Below are 15,214 nucleotides of genomic sequence, written 5' to 3' on the forward strand. Positions count from 1 at the left end.
TATAACACTTACAGGCGGGGACCCATCCTATTTTCTTTTTCGTTTCATACTACGAATGGTCGTTTTCGTTGCCTGATCCACCCGGTATGATTCTGTGATTTTTTGCAGAGCCTTGTTGAAAGTAAAATCGTCTAATGCATTATGACTTAAATACGCCATCGTTACCTCAGGCAGCTTGATATAACAGATAGATATAGCCCAGGCTACCGCCATTTGTACATAATAATCCTCACGATGGGTCTGATCTAGCAAAGTAAGCACCCGGTTAATATACTGTTCTTCAATATAAAAATTCAGCAGCATAACCACCCCAAACCGAATTTCATATTCTTTCTTAGAGAACAGATAGGGCTGAATAAAATCCCATACTTTTTCTTTATGTTGTTTCGTGATTTTCAATCCGGCACAGAAACTATCGCATACGGACCAATTATCAATTTTAGGAACAAACTTGGCGGTATAACTCAAAACTTCCTCAATATCTGTTTTTACAGAACCAATCACCATACCTTGCAGCATCACTTCTTCAAAGTGCTCACTTTCGGCGGTCTCCAGATAAAGTCGCCAATCTCCTTTGGCAATATCTTGAGCCAGCTTACGCAGCACCGGCAGACGCACACCCAGCACATTATTAATCGTTGGCAGCAATGCAGCCGTAAATTTCTGAAAATCCGTATCCACTTGTGACAGTATCTGCTCTCTGATGGTCTTCTCCATATTTTCCACTCCCTGTTTGTTAACGAAATGAAATGCTCCACAAATAAATGGAAGCCACTGAACCATAAGGTGAATACACTCGGCGATACTCCTCAAATTGCTGCTTGGTCAGTGTATCTAAATGGTACAACTTCATCATTCCCCGCCGAATAGCCATATCGCCCCAACTGACGACGTCCGGACGTTCCATGCAATTAATCAGCATCATTTCAGCTGTCCAAGGGCCTATCCCTTGTAGCGAGGATAATTTCTGGATCACCTGTGTATCAGAAAGCTCATATAATTCCTGTAAATCCAACAATCCCTGCTCGATCGTTTGGGCTATATTCAGGATACATGCTGCTTTTTTCATGGTTATGCCACAGCTTTGAATTTCCTGAGCCGTCTGAACGGCTATATTTTGCGGAGTGATCGCGCCTAATTTCTCCTGCATCCTTGTCCATATGGTCTGAACCGCCTTGGCCGAAATAAGCTGCCCCACAATCGCATGAACAAGCGCTGCAAACAGGTCGGGAATGATTACGCGTTCTACCTTGCCCATTTGCGTTATAGCGGCACCAAGTACGGTATCTACCGTTTTCAGGTAGTTGATTTCCTTTTCTCCATAGTCAAAGTTTTTGGTCATGACCGTTTCCATTCGTTCTCCCGCTCCCCTTGTATGGTACACTCTTCATTTTAATTGCATAGGCTGCTTTCATATCAGGGCTCAAATCCTTCTTTGCTCACATAGAGCTGTTCTTCGGGAAAAACATGAAGAAAACGCTCATAAACCGCCTTATAGGCGGCAGGGTGATACCATTCTTCCAGCCCCAATGACTCGTACAGCGCACCAATGTTCAAGCTGCGCGTCCGCCTTCCCCCGCTGCCGTCTCCCATAAAATAATCATCAATACAGACACGGTTGACCAGAGGCACAAGCTTGTCTGCAAAATGCTCACTGCTTGGCAGCATCGGAGCAATAGTAGCTTGCGTCGGCACACCTGCCTCTTTTAAAAGTTGCAGCGTTTGGAGACGAGCCTGGATGGGAGGAGCTTCCGGAGTGAAATGTTTGCGTATATCCTCACGGTCTGTTTCTACCGTGATACTCACACGTACACGTTCCTTCAATTGGAGCAATAAATCAACATCTCGTCGTACAAGCGGACTACGCGTCTGTACAAAGAGAAAATCTGGCGGATCTTCCACCATCACTTCCAGCAGAGATCGGGTCACCTCTTCCTTGTACTCGGCCGGCTGATAAGGGTCAGTGCTTGACGACATAAAAATCGTGACTTTCCCTCTAGATTGGGCCCTGCGAAGCTCCTTGCGAAGAATATCTGCCGCCTCTTTTTTAATATCAACCCATGTTCCCCAGGCTTCCCTCCGAAACGTAGAGACTGGCAATTGGCGTACATAACAATACGAGCAACCAAAGGTACAGCCGGTATACGGGTTCAACGAGTGTGTATACCCTGACAAGAAGCCGGTTCCTTTATTCAATAGAGTCTTGGGAGATTTGTAATACTCATTTTTCATACCTAACCTCACTACTATATTGATTTGTGTGTGCGATTTTTTTCAAGCTGCAAAAGCTTCACCTTCATGTCCAGCCCCCCACGATACCCGGTCAAAGCTCCATTCTTACCAATGACCCGGTGACAAGGGATGGTGACCAAAATCGGATTAGCACCGATGGCAGAACCTACCGCACGAACAGAGTTCGGCTTTTGAATAGCGTTGGCAATATCTGAATAGGATTGTGTCTCCCCATACGGAATATTACACAGCGCGTTCCATACAGCCATTTGAAATGCAGTTCCATGAAAGTCAAAAGGGAATGTAAAATGTGTGCGCTCCCCTTGGAAATATTCAATCAACTCCTTGGCATAGAGCTGTAAAACGATATCCTCTTCAACTAAAGGACTGTCGGGAAATCGACTTCCTGCCCATGTTATCAATTCCTCTACAGGTTGATTAAGCGAACCGACATAACATAATCCTTCCGATGTAGCTGCAATATATAAATTCCAATCCTCGTGCGTCAATAATGACCAATAGATCGTTTTATTCATTTGATGTACCATGCTGTGTACCTCCTTTTTGAGTTGCTTTGGATTCGAGTTGGCGATACTGCAACGGGGTGTAACCTGTATTCTTTTTAAACAACGTAATAAAGTAAGGGATATTGGACAGACCTACGTTCTCCCCCACTTCCGCAACAGATTGATGTGAGCAAATAAGCAGCTTCTTCGCTTGTTTCAACCTAGTACGCTGTATATATTCCATCGGAGTGACATGCATGATTCGCTTGAAGGTACGATGTAAATGATACGGGCTTCCATGACTTATCTCTGCCAGGACGTGCAATGTTAAGTCCTTCATATAGTTCGAATCTACGTATTCTGCAACTCCTGCGATCCAGTCGTGATCAGGCAATCGTTGTCCTGTCGGTTTACATCTTTTACACGGACGAAAATGCTCAGCCAAAGCCTGCTCTGCTGATGTAAATAAACGGATGTTCTCTCTTTTAGGAGGTCGGGATTTGCAGGAGGGGCGACAAAATATTTTCGTTGTCTTCACAGCATACAAAAATACCCCGTCATAAGACTTGTCATTTTCTACAATAGCTCTCCACTTTTCGTCTGTTATGGATAAATCGGATGTGCTCATGTTAATCCCCTCTCTTGTGCAATGTCCCCTTCCTCATATCCAAATTATAAACTAAATAGTGAACATATGTACCCCTCCTGGAATGTAAAAGCAAGATAACGAAAAAAAGTGACTCCGCGCGGAGCCACCTTTGATTTTAGTTCTCTATCTTATTTAGGCTTGCAGCTTACCGGGTTCAACCGTAATCTTCGTCTCATCTGAAGGATGCTGATATGCCTGTGACCAATAATCTGCATTTGAAATTCCCGCCTGCTTCGGGTCAAATACCGGGTCTAGCCCTTGGCGCCGTTGCCGCTCGTAATCCTTAAGCACGAGAAGCGCAGGCTTGGCCAAAAGGATCATAGCAATCAGATTCACCCACATCATAATACCGACCCCCATATCCCCCAGTGTCCACGCCAACGCAGATTCCTTGACGACCGTTCCATAAAAGGTCGAACCCAGAATAACCAACTTTAACAGGAACATAGGCCATCTGGCTTTACGGTCGGCAACCAGGTAGGCCATATTGGTTTCAGCGATGTAATAATAGGCGATAATGGTGGTAAAGGCGAAAAAGAACAAGGTTATGGACAAGAGGCTTGATCCGAAACCCGGGAATACCGATTCAATAGCAGCCTGTGTATATTGTGTTCCTTCTTCAACACCCGGGAGATGCTGCACAATATAACCCCCACCCGGTCCCTTCACGTTGTACATCCCTGTAAACAAGACCATGAAAGCCGTGGACGTACAGACTAAAAAAGTATCTACATACACGGAAAATGCTTGAACCAGCCCCTGTTTTGCTGGATGGGACACTTCTGCGGCTGCTGCCGGATGCGCACCAGAACCTTGTCCCGCTTCATTCGAATAAATGCCTCGTTTTACCCCCCAGGCAATGGCTGTCCCTGCTATACCACCGAACACTGAATCGATACCGAAGGCACTGCGAAAAATAAGGGTAAATACATCGGGAAGCGCAGTAATGTTCGTCACCATAATATAGAAAGAGACAAGGATGTAGCCAAGTGCCATGAAGGGTATGACTACCTGTGCCACATTGGCAATTCTTTTTACACCACCAAATATGATAAGCGCCAGCAACACGACAACTACTATCCCGGAAACCTTCATATCCATACCAAACGAATTATGAAAAGCTACCGCAATCGAATTCGATTGAGTTCCCGGCAACAGTAAACACATAGCGACCAACGCTACAACTGCGAAAATAACCGCAAACCATTTTAAGCCTGTCCCTTTTTCAATATAAAAGGCCGGGCCGCCTCGATACTGACCATCACGCTTTACCTTATAGATCTGAGCCAGTGTAGATTCAACAAACGCAGTGGCCGATCCGATAAAAGCCATGACCCACATCCAAAATATTGCCCCAGGTCCCCCCATACCGACTGCCAATGCAATCCCAGCAATATTTCCCGTCCCTACACGTCCCGATAGCGCCATCGTAAAGGCTTGAAAAGAAGAAACGCCTGCCTCTGAACTTTTTCCTTTAAAGACGAGGCGAATCATCTCTTTGAAATGTCTGATTTGCAGAAATCGAGTCATAATTGAAAATAATAGCCCCACGCTCAAACAGACATATACCACAGGATTGCTCCAAATGACGCCATTTACTGCCTCTGCCCACTTCTCTAACATTCCTTGCATTTCCCCCTGATCCATCAATTCATATTCAGTTAATGTTTTCAGAAAATTTTTTCATATTTACAAGAAATTATAGATTAGTTTTTACAACCGTACAAGCTAATTTAATTGACATATTGTCAATTACAAATCGACTTATCTGCTACCTGAAAGGACGACAAAAAAGCTCTGAGGACCCAAAAAAGTGGATCGTCAGAGCTTGGTCTTTAAGAAATTCAGGCGATATCTTCTTGCACATTTGGAGCACTAGATAGTTTCAACAGCGGTGCCTGCTCAGCTATCTGCCCTTGAGAGATTGGGAGAATTTCCGTATATTCAGAAGAATTTGTGATGATAACCGGCGTAATCGTAGGATAACCCTCTGCCTTGATTTGCTCAACATCAAATTCGAGCAGCAGATCTCCCGCTTTAACTTGATCGCCTTCTTTAATATAGGAAGTAAAATGTTTACCGTCCAGCTTAACCGTATCTACTCCGACGTGAATTAGAACTTCTGCGCCCTGATGCGAAACCACTGCCAACGCATGCTTTTTCTTGAACGCCACCGTAATGGTTCCATCGAACGGGGCTACGACTCTGCCTGTTGTCGGCTGGATGGCGATACCTTTACCCATAGCTTCTGAAGCAAACGCAGGATCGGGAACTTCCGTTAGAGCGACCACAGTTCCTTCAATCGGGCTTAATACCTCCTCATTAGAAACGACAACTGTAGAAGTCGACTCTTTAGTCGAATTGTCAGTGGTTTCTTCCTCTTCAACTGGATCTTCGAAGCCTAAAATATAAGTCAAGATAGCTGAGATCAAAAATGAAACAGTAATCCCTAAAATCAATCCCGGGAAACCTTGTCCGCCAGGACCGTAAAAGATCGGCAAGGTCAGCAATCCAGGTGCGCCAGAGGCAAATGCCTGCGTCCCAGCTTGGCCGATAATGGCACCACCGACAGCACCGCCGATAATACCTGCAATAAACGGACGTTTCAGCGGTAGCGTAACCCCATAGACCGCTGGCTCTGTGATACCGAACAACGCTGTAAGCGTAGCGGAACCCGCTAGCGTTTTCAGCTTTTTATTTTTCGTTTTCAGCATGACCCCAAACGCTGCACCGGTTTGAGCAAAGATAGAAGCCGCAGCAGAAGGCTTAATACCGTCTCTGCCGTTAACAGCAATGTTATTAATAAATACAGGTACAAGACCCCAGTGAACCCCGAAAATAACGAGCAACTGCCAGCAAGCACCAAGAATTGCTCCAGCCAGCAGCGGACTAAAGCTGAACGCAGCAACGAGCGCGGTAGCGATTGCGTTGCCCACATACACCCCGACTGGACCAAAAACCATCAGGGTCAGAGGAAGCATAATTACAAGTAGAATTAAAGGTGTAATAAAGTTTTTGACGCTCTCATGGATCACGCGATTGCACCATTTTTCCAGCTTACTCATGACGATCACGGCTAAAATAATCGGAATAACGGTAGATGAATAACTCATCATCACAATAGGAATACCGAAAAAGTCTGTTGCTGTACCTTCTGTTTTCAGCGTGACAATCGTCGGGTAAAGCAGCCCTCCGGCGATGGTCAGAGCAACGAAGATATTACCTCCGAATTTCCGTGCCGTTGTAACCGCTAACAAGAGCGGCAGGAAATAAAACAAGCTGTCGGCCGCAGCATACAAAATCATATAGGTAGTGTCTTTCGGAACCAGCCAGCCAAGGTTGCTCGCAATCAGCAGCAGACCTTTCAAAATACCGGACCCCGCCATAACTCCGAGCAACGGTGCAAAAATGCTGGAAATTACGTCGATTACAGCGCCAAACCCTTTCTTGCCTTTAGCTGAATTCTCTTCTTTTCCAGTTTCATTCAAAATGTTGGATACTTGGCCGATGGCATTATATACTTCTGGTACTTTGTTACCGACCACAACCTGGAACTGGCCACCGCTCTGCTTGACCGTAATAATTCCATCGGTTTTTTCCAGCTTTGCCTTGTCTGCTTTTGCCTCATCTTTTAGCACAAAACGCAGGCGTGTGGCGCAGTGTACGAGCGATACTACATTTTTTTCGCCGCCTACCAGGTGCACAATTTCTTTAGCCAGTTTTTCATAACTCATGATGGACACCTCCATGTTCTAAGGGGCTTTTTACCATATTTAGGCACACAAAAAACCTAAGCCTTGAAAAATGGTGGGCACTTGAGTCCCGCAATTTTTCATGACTTAGGTTTTGCCTGCATAACCAGTAACAATCCCAGTTAAAACTTATTAAATTCCTGTTACTCACATAATATAATTAAACTACCATATTTGTCAACAAAAACATTTAACCTTTTATTTTGATCCTTTTTCGAATAAAAGGTTTAACTTATCTATTCACCACTCGTTCAATATGCACAGTCAAATACAGCTTTTCTTCGTTCGTCAATTCGTGACCGTATTCTTTTTTTACAAAGGTTCCGATTTTCTCCGTACAAGCGGCTGCTTCCTTGTGCTTTTCCTTAATCATGTCATATAAATGATCATAGTTATTTTCATAGTGATTTCCCTTAAATACACGCTGGGCGAAAAATTTCAGATGCGTAATAAAGCGGAAATAACTCAAAGAATCCTCGTCAAAATCCACCTTAAAATGGTACTTGGCGATATTGATAATTTGCTGGATGAACTTCGTAATACTCATGGTCGTAATGACTTCCTCGTTCATTTCAGCATTCACGATGTGAAGGGCAATATAAGCCGCTTCATCCACAGGCAGTTCAATACCGAGCTTTTGTTTGATTTGTTCCAGCGTTCTCAGACCAATAGCGAATTCTTCTTTGTACAGCTGCTTGATTTCCCACAATAACGCGTTTTTGATTTCCAGTCCTTCCCGGTACCTTTCAATAGCAAAATTGATATGGTCGGTCAGAGAAACATAAATATTTTCGTTTAGCTTTCTGTTCAGATTATGCTTGGCGTCATTAATGACTTCCTCCACAATCACGATCAAATCCATCGGTACCTCGCGCAGCAGCATTTTGAAGTTATCGGATGTCTGCTTGTTTTTCAGCGCAAATACCTTCTGAATCCTGGTTTCGTCTACTTTGTCTCCTGGCTTTTTCTTAAAAGCAATCCCTCGACCCATGACCACGAGTTCTGTACCGTCTGTCTGGTAGACACTAATTACATTGTTGTTGATGACCTTTGCTATATTCATCTCGATCCCCCGTTCCCTATGCCAGCAAGAGCCACTCATGCTCCATCCACTTTATTGCAAACAAAAAAAACCGAAGCACGCCAAATAAACTAGACTGTAAAATCCGCTTATTCGTGGCTTAGGTTTTGCCTGCTATGCAGTAACAATCCTAAAAATGATGGAATTGGGTCAAGTATAGCCCGAAAAGGAACGATTGTCAACGCTTTCAATCAAGTAACGAGGATCGGAAATCCCCGTTGATTCAGGACGTCCGATCCTATTTCCTTGTGGTACGATTATTCGCCGAGATTCTCACCGTCGGAATGAATTACGTTTTTGTACCAGTGGAAGCTTTTCTTTTTAACACGCTTCAATGAACCGTTGCCTTCGTTGTCACGGTCTACATAAATATAACCATAGCGTTTTTTCATCTCTCCGGAGGAAGCGCTGACAATGTCAATCGGTCCCCAGCTGGTGTAACCGATAATTTCGACCCCGTCTTGAAGAGCCTCGCCCATTTCGGCAATATGCCGCTTGAGATAGTCGATTCGGTAATCGTCATTCACTTCTCCTTCAGGCGAAACCACATCATTGGCCCCAAAACCGTTTTCCACTACGAATAAAGGCTTTTGGTAGCGGTCATGCAGTTGGTTGGCTGTGATGCGAAATCCTTTTGGATCGATCGTCCAGCCCCATTCTGACTTGTCCAAATATGGGTTGGCCACGGAGCCGAATACATTACCGCTGGTCATGTTTTTGACAACTTCCGGGTCTGTGCTGGTTGTCCGGCTCGAGTAATAGCTAAATCCGATGTAGTCGACGGTATGATCTTTCAAAATGGCTGCGTCGCCGGATTCCATCTCGATGTTTAGTCCATGATCCTTGAAGAAGCGTTTCGCATAACCAGGATATTCGCCGCGTGACTGCACATCGATGAAGAAGTAGGATTCGCGGTCTTTTTCCATCCCCTGATACACATCTTCGGGATTACATGTATACGGATAGAAGCTGCCAGCAGCAAGCATACAGCCAATCTTTGCATCTGGAATGATCTCGTGACATGCTTTCACCGCCAGCGCACTTGCCACAAGCTGATGATGCGCAGCCTGGTACTGAATTTGTTTAACGTTTTCACCTTCTTGAAATACAAGCCCTGCACCGAGAAACGGCAAATGAAGCAGCATGTTAATCTCATTAAACGTCATCCAGTATTTGACTTTATCCTTGTAACGAGTGAATACAGTTTTGGCATAGGTTTCAAACAAACCTACCAGTTTCCGACTGCGCCAGCTTCCATATTTCTCGATCAGAGCTACTGGTACGTCAAAATGAGCAAGGGTCACAACCGGCTGAATGCCATGTTTATGCAATTCGTCAAATAAATCATCGTAAAATTGCAGCCCCGCTTCATTTGGAGTAGCGTCTTCTCCAGTTGGAAAAATACGAGCCCAGGCAATAGAAACACGCAGTGCCTTGAATCCCATTTCCGCAAATAGTGCAATATCCTCGCGATAGTGATGATAGAAGTCAATGGCTTCGTGGGAAGGATAGAATTCGCTTTCAAGTGGAGTCAACGAAGGAACATTCCCTTTCATTATGCTTCTTCTCTTCTCTCCGGTAGGCAGCAGATCCACCAGACTCAACCCTTTACCGTCTTCCAAATAAGCCCCCTCAGCCTGGTTGGCAGCAAGAGCACCACCCCATAAAAAGTCTTTAGGAAAAACATAACTGGACATAAACGTTCTCCTTCCAAATGTGTAATAAAAGGGATACAGAAAGGGTGATGAGTAATAAAAAAACCCAAACCAGCCTGATTACACTTGCAGTGTAAACAAGCCAGTTCAGGTTATGCCCTATCGGTAACATCCCATGAAAAGGTTATTCATATTTGATTGAAACTCTAACAAAGATTTAGGAGCCTGTCAAATTTAATAGATATGATACATACGTGATTCACTCTAAATCAAATACATTTTTTTAGTTTATTTTCGAAAAATAACTAAACTAAACACCTAAATTTTTATAAACAGACTAATTGACAGCGGTTTATAGAGGTGATACGATGACTTTGAAAATAAAACTTTATATAATTCGTACACAATAGTTTAGTTTTGTTTAGTGTGATTTTAATTTGTTTACTTCTAGTACAAGGAGAGTTATTCATGAAAAAGCTGAAACTGGGGTATGCGCCTACTCGACGATTCACCTTCAGTGCTGAGGATGCATTCCGCTACAAAGTTGCCATTCGCAAACAAATCGAGAGCTTCGGAATGAACATGGACATCGTGGATTTGGAAGGACTTAATGAAGAAGGTTTACTGTATGACGATCATATTAACGCAGACTTGATTATCAAACGTTTCAAGGAAGAGGAAGTAGACGCCGTTTTCTTCCCCCACTGCAATTTTGGTACCGAGGATACGGTTGCCCGTGTGGGCAAGGCGCTTGGCAAGCCGGTTCTATTGTGGGGTCCACGTGATGAGGCTCCTCTAGCCGACGGGATGAGATTGCGGGATACCCAGTGTGGATTGTTCGCCAGCGGAAAAGTGCTTCGCCGCTTTAATGTCCCTTTTACCTATATCACAAACAGTCGTGTAGCTGATCCGGTATTTGAACGAGGCTTTAACAACTTTATCTCAGCTGCCAATGTAGTACGACAGTTCAAGAGTTTACGGATTCTTCAGATAGGCCCTCGTCCTGCTTCCTTTTGGACCATGATCTGCAATGAAGGGGAACTGTTAGAGCGATTCGGTATTGAAATTCATCCAATCACACTAGTAGATATTCAGCTCCGTTCAAAGAAAATTGCCTCCGGGATCAGTGCTGAGCTTTCAGAAGCGATTGATTATATCAAAGAAAAGCTGGACTACAGTGAAGTCACCGAAGAAGATATCAGACGTATCGCTGCACTTAAAGTAGCCATGAAATCCTACGCTATCGAAACGGGAAGTACAGCTATCGCCATTCAATGCTGGTCCTCCCTCCAGGAAGCCATGGGAATTATGCCTTGTCTGGCAAATGCTATTTTGACAGATGAACAAATTCCGGTCACCTGCGAAACCGATATTCACGGAGCTATTACTTCGGTTATGGTGCAAGCGGCTGCGATGAACGAACTGCCAACCTTTTTTGCTGATATCACAGTACGTCACCCTGAGAATGACAATGGAGAACTTTTATTTCACTGCGGGAACTTTCCAGTATCCATGTCTATTGAGAACAAACCCAAACTGCGCAAGCACTTCCTGTTCGATGATCACGCACCAGGCACACATGAAGGACAAATCAAAGGCGGCGGCATGACCATCGCTCGTTTTGATGGTGATCATGGAGATTATTCCATTTTCCTCGGCAAAGCTAAAGGAATTGAGGGACCCTATACCCGCGGCTCGTATGTCTGGGTAGAAGTCAACGACTGGCCGTTTTGGGAAGAAAAACTCGTCAAAGGTCCTTACGTCCATCACTGTGTTGGCATTCACGCTAACGTCATCCCGGCTCTGTACGAGGCCTGCAATTACCTTCCAGGCGTTAAGGCAGATCCGGTCGATCCTACCGAACAGGAAATCCAACGCTGGTTGCGTGGTTCCGATCTCGCTGTCACCAAGTCGGGTATTCTGGTTTAACTATATTTTTTCAGGAGGACACTATGGAAATCCTAGACTTGAAAATCAAAGCCGCACAAATCCGTAAGGACCTGCTCACCATTATTCATCGTGCCAAAACAGGGCATACGGGAGGCTCGCTGAGCAATACGGATATACTCACCGCCCTATACTACGAAATCATGAATATTGATATCGCTAATCCTAAATGGGAAGAACGCGACCGCTTTATTGCCAGCAAAGGACATTCCGTCGAATCTTTATGGTGTATTCTGGCAGACCTTGGTTTCTTCCCTAAAGAAGAACTGGAAACCTATAGCCAATTCGGTACCCGTCTGATTGGGCATCCGAACAATAAGGTTCCCGGTGTTGAGATGAATACAGGCGCATTGGGCCATGGCCTCCCCATCTCCGTCGGCATGGCACTGGCTGCCAAGCGTGACGGACGATCCTACCGTGTATTCTGTCTAATGGGTGACGGAGAGCAAGCTGAAGGCTCCAATTGGGAAGCCGCTATGGCAGGTGCCCATTACAAACTGGATAATCTTGTCGGCATCATTGACCGCAACGGCCTGCAAATCAGCGGTACAACCGAGGAGGTTATGGGACTTGAGCCGCTGGAGGAGAAGTGGGCCGCCTTCGGCTGGAATGTTATCTCCATTGATGGCAACAGCATGGAGGAACTAATCCATACATTCCGCAATGTCCCCGAAATTGAAGGCAAACCAACGTTGGTGCTGGCAAACACGATCAAGGGAAAAGGAGTATCCTTTGCCGAGGGTGTTCCAGGCTGGCACCATCGTATTCCAAGTGATGATGAACTTGAACGCGCACTGGCGGAACTAACGCAAGAAATAGACGAATTATCCGGGGAAGGACAGGTGAGATAAACAATGAACAAAATCCCTAATCGTCAGGTCATCTGTGAAACGTTGCTTAGTCTTGCCAAAGAGGATCGGGATATTATGGTGTTGGCTAGTGATTCTCGCGGCTCTGCTGCTATGGCCCCCTTTGCCGATGCCTATCCGGAACAATTTGTGGAAGTAGGCATTGCCGAGCAAAATATCGTCGGTATGTCTGCCGGACTCGCACACAGCGGTAAAAAGCCGTTCGTCACCTCTCCTGCCTGCTTCCTGAGTATGCGTAGTATTGAGCAAATCAAGGTAGATGTAGCTTATTCCGGAACCAATGTAAAACTGATTGGGATAAGCGGTGGTGTTAGCTACGGCGCACTGGGGATGTCTCATCACTCTGTCCAAGATATTGCTGTGGCCAGAGCGATTCCTGGTTTGATGGTCTTACTCCCCGCCGATCGTCATGAAACCAAGAAAATGACCGAAGCGCTGGTTCAGCATGAAGGAGGCGCATATGTACGGATCGGACGTAATGCTGTTGAGGATATCTATCCGTCTGATGATTATCCATTTGAGATTGGAAAAGCTGTCACCTTGCGAGAAGGATCAGACATTACTCTGATTGGCGCTGGTGAGACCGTCCGTATTATTCTGGATGCGGCTGAGTTGCTCCAGCAGATGGGTGTGAAAGCTTGTGTTCTCAATATGCACACCATCAAGCCACTTGATGAGGAAGCGATCATCGCCGCAGCCCGGGAAACGAGAGGTATTGTCACCGTGGAGGAACATAGTGTATTCGGAGGCTTGGGTGCTGCCGTAGCAGAAGTGGTGGTTCAACATCAACCGGTTCCTATGAAAGTGCTGGGCATACCGGATGAACCGGCGATTGCCGGCAAAACAGCTGAAGTCTTTGAACATTATGGACTTACCTCTGACAATATCAGCAAGATTGTGCTCGAATTGATGAACAAGTAAGGAGCTGTAGCTGTAATGAATATCGAGACCTATATTCTGGCGATCGATCAAAGCACTTCTGGAACCAAAACTCTGCTGGTCAATCAGCAGGGCGATGTGATTACCCGTTATTCTTTGGAGCACAAACAATATTACCCACAGCCGGGCTGGGTTGAACATGACCCGCTTGAGATATATCACAATGTGCTTATTGCTGCGAAAGGCGTACTGGAGAAAGCCGGACTTTCTCCCTCCTCGCTGGCCGCAGTAACGATTACGAATCAGCGAGAAACGGCTCTGATCTGGGACCGTTCTACTGGCTTGCCTATCTATAATGCCATTGTATGGCAGTGCCAGCGAACGGCAGAGGTCTGCACACGCTTGAAGAATACTGGCTATGAAGATGTTATACGCTCCAAGACAGGTCTAATGCTCGATCCTTATTTCTCTGCCGCCAAGTTCAATTGGATTTTGGAACATGTACCTCATGCCTCCCAATTGCTTGCTGAAGGTAAACTACTTGCGGGGACCATTGACAGCTGGCTGCTATGGAAACTTACAGGCGGTCAAATACATGCAACCGATTACAGCAACGCCAGCCGTACTTCCCTTTTTAACATTCACACGCTGGCTTGGGATATGGATTTGTGCAGTATATTTGGTGTGCCTTCCTCCATACTCCCTGAGGTAAAAGCATCCGATGCCTTGTATGGCTATACACAGGAAGCGGAATTATGGGCCGAACAAGTAGCTATATCAGGCATAATCGGAGATTCACAGGGTGCACTGTACGGACACCGTTGCTTCGAGACTGGCGACGCCAAAGCGACATATGGGACTGGAACATCTGTACTTATGAATATTGGTTCGCAACCCGTGCAGGGCGGTGACGGCCTGGTCACAACGATTGCCTGGGGGGCTTCAGGAAAGATTACTTATGCATTGGAAGCCGTTATACGTACGACCGGAGACAGTATAAAATGGACAAGGGATAATTTAGGATTATTCTCGTCATTTGAGGAAATGCAATCCATGATCACCGAATTGCAGGACAATGAGGGCGTATATCTGATCCCTGCTTTTGTTGGTTTAGGTGCTCCCTACTGGAATCCCTCTGCACGTGCTGCAATTGTGGGTATGACCCGTGGAAACGGCAAAGCACATATTGTGCGCGCAGCGCTGGAGAGTATCGGGTATCAAGTGAGAGATGCGGTAGAATTTATACGTGAACAATCCGGTGTACCCCTTACTAGTTTACGTACAGATGGCGGGGCCTCATCTAACAGCTGGCTCATGCAGTTTCAGGCAGATATTTTGGGTACCCATGTTACCCGCTCTACCTGTGCCGAGCTGTCTGCAATGGGCTCTGTGTATCTGGGCGGTCTTGGAGTCGGATACTGGTCAGATTCTAAAAGCATCGTCACGGGAAACACCTCTGATCAGAATCTATATGAGCACTACACTCCTAGTATGGATGAAGTCAGGCGCCAGCGGCTTTATACAGGTTGGCAAAATGCTGTGCAGATGGTAATACGTTCAGACCAACCGCTTACATCATCTTCTTCCGCTAACTGTTGATTGAATCTTCCTCATTTACTTTTGAGCTTACTACAAGCTTCCGGT

General features: G+C 45.5%; 13 protein-coding genes. 4 read left to right on the plus strand and 9 right to left on the minus strand.

The window, feature by feature from the left end; translation table 11 throughout:
* Positions 1 to 27 precede the first annotated feature (27 nt).
* The 9 genes from PPM_RS21570 to PPM_RS21610 all read right to left on the minus strand — a co-directional run bounded on the left by PPM_RS21570 (position 28) and on the right by PPM_RS21610 (position 9,917).
* Positions 28 to 717, minus strand: a complete 690-nt coding sequence (locus PPM_RS21570; protein ID WP_013372954.1) for a DNA alkylation repair protein — start codon at positions 715 to 717, stop codon at positions 28 to 30.
* A 19-nt stretch (positions 718 to 736) separates the two neighbouring features.
* Positions 737 to 1,354 (minus strand): DNA-3-methyladenine glycosylase family protein, encoded by a 618-nt coding sequence (locus tag PPM_RS21575; protein WP_013372955.1) that lies wholly within the window; start codon positions 1,352 to 1,354, stop codon positions 737 to 739.
* A gap of 62 nt (positions 1,355 to 1,416) precedes the next feature.
* Entirely contained in the window at positions 1,417 to 2,232 is an 816-nt protein-coding gene (locus PPM_RS21580; protein ID WP_013372956.1) for an SPL family radical SAM protein, read from the minus strand.
* A 14-nt stretch (positions 2,233 to 2,246) separates the two neighbouring features.
* Positions 2,247 to 2,780: a methylated-DNA--[protein]-cysteine S-methyltransferase gene (locus tag PPM_RS21585; protein WP_013372957.1), complete on the minus strand. Its 534-nt coding sequence runs from the start codon at positions 2,778 to 2,780 to the stop codon at positions 2,247 to 2,249.
* Positions 2,761 to 3,366 (minus strand): bifunctional transcriptional activator/DNA repair enzyme AdaA, encoded by a 606-nt coding sequence (locus PPM_RS21590; protein ID WP_013372958.1) that lies wholly within the window; start codon positions 3,364 to 3,366, stop codon positions 2,761 to 2,763. The genes PPM_RS21585 and PPM_RS21590 overlap by 20 nt, the downstream gene beginning before the upstream one ends.
* Positions 3,367 to 3,519: 153 nt before the next feature.
* Positions 3,520 to 5,010 carry an alanine/glycine:cation symporter family protein gene (locus tag PPM_RS21595; protein ID WP_013372959.1) on the minus strand — a complete coding sequence of 497 codons (1,491 nt, stop codon included), beginning with the start codon at positions 5,008 to 5,010 and terminating at the stop codon, positions 3,520 to 3,522.
* Between the two features lie 221 nt (positions 5,011 to 5,231).
* Positions 5,232 to 7,121, minus strand: coding sequence for a beta-glucoside-specific PTS transporter subunit IIABC (locus PPM_RS21600; protein ID WP_013372960.1), 1,890 nt, complete (start codon positions 7,119 to 7,121; stop codon positions 5,232 to 5,234).
* A 250-nt stretch (positions 7,122 to 7,371) separates the two neighbouring features.
* Complete coding sequence (licT, locus tag PPM_RS21605; protein ID WP_013372961.1) at positions 7,372 to 8,202, minus strand: BglG family transcription antiterminator LicT; 831 nt, start codon at positions 8,200 to 8,202, stop codon at positions 7,372 to 7,374.
* Between the two features lie 275 nt (positions 8,203 to 8,477).
* A complete protein-coding gene (locus PPM_RS21610) occupies positions 8,478 to 9,917 on the minus strand; it encodes a 6-phospho-beta-glucosidase (RefSeq protein ID WP_013372962.1) in 1,440 nt (479 codons plus the stop codon).
* Positions 9,918 to 10,343: 426 nt separating this feature from the next.
* Between PPM_RS21610 and PPM_RS21615 the strand changes: the two genes are divergently transcribed.
* Genes PPM_RS21615 through glpK form a run of 4 tightly spaced genes read left to right on the plus strand, consistent with a single transcriptional unit; the run spans position 10,344 to position 15,169 of the window.
* Complete coding sequence (locus PPM_RS21615; RefSeq protein WP_013372963.1) at positions 10,344 to 11,804, plus strand: L-fucose/L-arabinose isomerase family protein; 1,461 nt, start codon at positions 10,344 to 10,346, stop codon at positions 11,802 to 11,804.
* Positions 11,805 to 11,827: 23 nt separating this feature from the next.
* The gene (locus tag PPM_RS21620; protein ID WP_013372964.1) at positions 11,828 to 12,673 is read left to right on the plus strand and encodes a transketolase; all 846 of its coding nucleotides are present in this window, start codon (positions 11,828 to 11,830) and stop codon (positions 12,671 to 12,673) included.
* Positions 12,674 to 12,676: 3 nt separating this feature from the next.
* Positions 12,677 to 13,612: a transketolase family protein gene (locus PPM_RS21625; RefSeq protein WP_016324699.1), complete on the plus strand. Its 936-nt coding sequence runs from the start codon at positions 12,677 to 12,679 to the stop codon at positions 13,610 to 13,612.
* Positions 13,613 to 13,627: 15 nt separating this feature from the next.
* The gene (gene glpK / locus PPM_RS21630) at positions 13,628 to 15,169 is read left to right on the plus strand and encodes a glycerol kinase GlpK (protein WP_016324700.1); all 1,542 of its coding nucleotides are present in this window, start codon (positions 13,628 to 13,630) and stop codon (positions 15,167 to 15,169) included.
* The last annotated feature ends 45 nt before the right edge of the window (positions 15,170 to 15,214 follow it).

The sequence above is a fragment of the Paenibacillus polymyxa M1 genome, assembly GCF_000237325.1.
In the GTDB taxonomy this organism is placed as follows: Bacteria; Bacillota; Bacilli; order Paenibacillales; family Paenibacillaceae; genus Paenibacillus; species Paenibacillus polymyxa_C.

What these genes read in the sequence shown, in the direction of transcription:
- PPM_RS21595 (WP_013372959.1), bottom strand. Translation starts at nt 5,010, where the DNA reads ATGTTAGAGAAGTGGGCAGAGGCAGTAAATGGCGTCATTTGGAGCAAT.
- PPM_RS21585 (WP_013372957.1), bottom strand. Translation starts at nt 2,780, where the DNA reads ATGGTACATCAAATGAATAAAACGATCTATTGGTCATTATTGACGCAC.
- licT (WP_013372961.1), bottom strand. Translation starts at nt 8,202, where the DNA reads ATGAATATAGCAAAGGTCATCAACAACAATGTAATTAGTGTCTACCAG.
- PPM_RS21610 (WP_013372962.1), bottom strand. Translation starts at nt 9,917, where the DNA reads ATGTCCAGTTATGTTTTTCCTAAAGACTTTTTATGGGGTGGTGCTCTT.
- PPM_RS21615 (WP_013372963.1), top strand. Translation starts at nt 10,344, where the DNA reads ATGAAAAAGCTGAAACTGGGGTATGCGCCTACTCGACGATTCACCTTC.
- PPM_RS21600 (WP_013372960.1), bottom strand. Translation starts at nt 7,121, where the DNA reads ATGAGTTATGAAAAACTGGCTAAAGAAATTGTGCACCTGGTAGGCGGC.
- PPM_RS21580 (WP_013372956.1), bottom strand. Translation starts at nt 2,232, where the DNA reads ATGAAAAATGAGTATTACAAATCTCCCAAGACTCTATTGAATAAAGGA.
- PPM_RS21620 (WP_013372964.1), top strand. Translation starts at nt 11,828, where the DNA reads ATGGAAATCCTAGACTTGAAAATCAAAGCCGCACAAATCCGTAAGGAC.
- PPM_RS21625 (WP_016324699.1), top strand. Translation starts at nt 12,677, where the DNA reads ATGAACAAAATCCCTAATCGTCAGGTCATCTGTGAAACGTTGCTTAGT.
- PPM_RS21575 (WP_013372955.1), bottom strand. Translation starts at nt 1,354, where the DNA reads ATGGAAACGGTCATGACCAAAAACTTTGACTATGGAGAAAAGGAAATC.
- PPM_RS21590 (WP_013372958.1), bottom strand. Translation starts at nt 3,366, where the DNA reads ATGAGCACATCCGATTTATCCATAACAGACGAAAAGTGGAGAGCTATT.
- glpK (WP_016324700.1), top strand. Translation starts at nt 13,628, where the DNA reads ATGAATATCGAGACCTATATTCTGGCGATCGATCAAAGCACTTCTGGA.
- PPM_RS21570 (WP_013372954.1), bottom strand. Translation starts at nt 717, where the DNA reads ATGGAGAAGACCATCAGAGAGCAGATACTGTCACAAGTGGATACGGAT.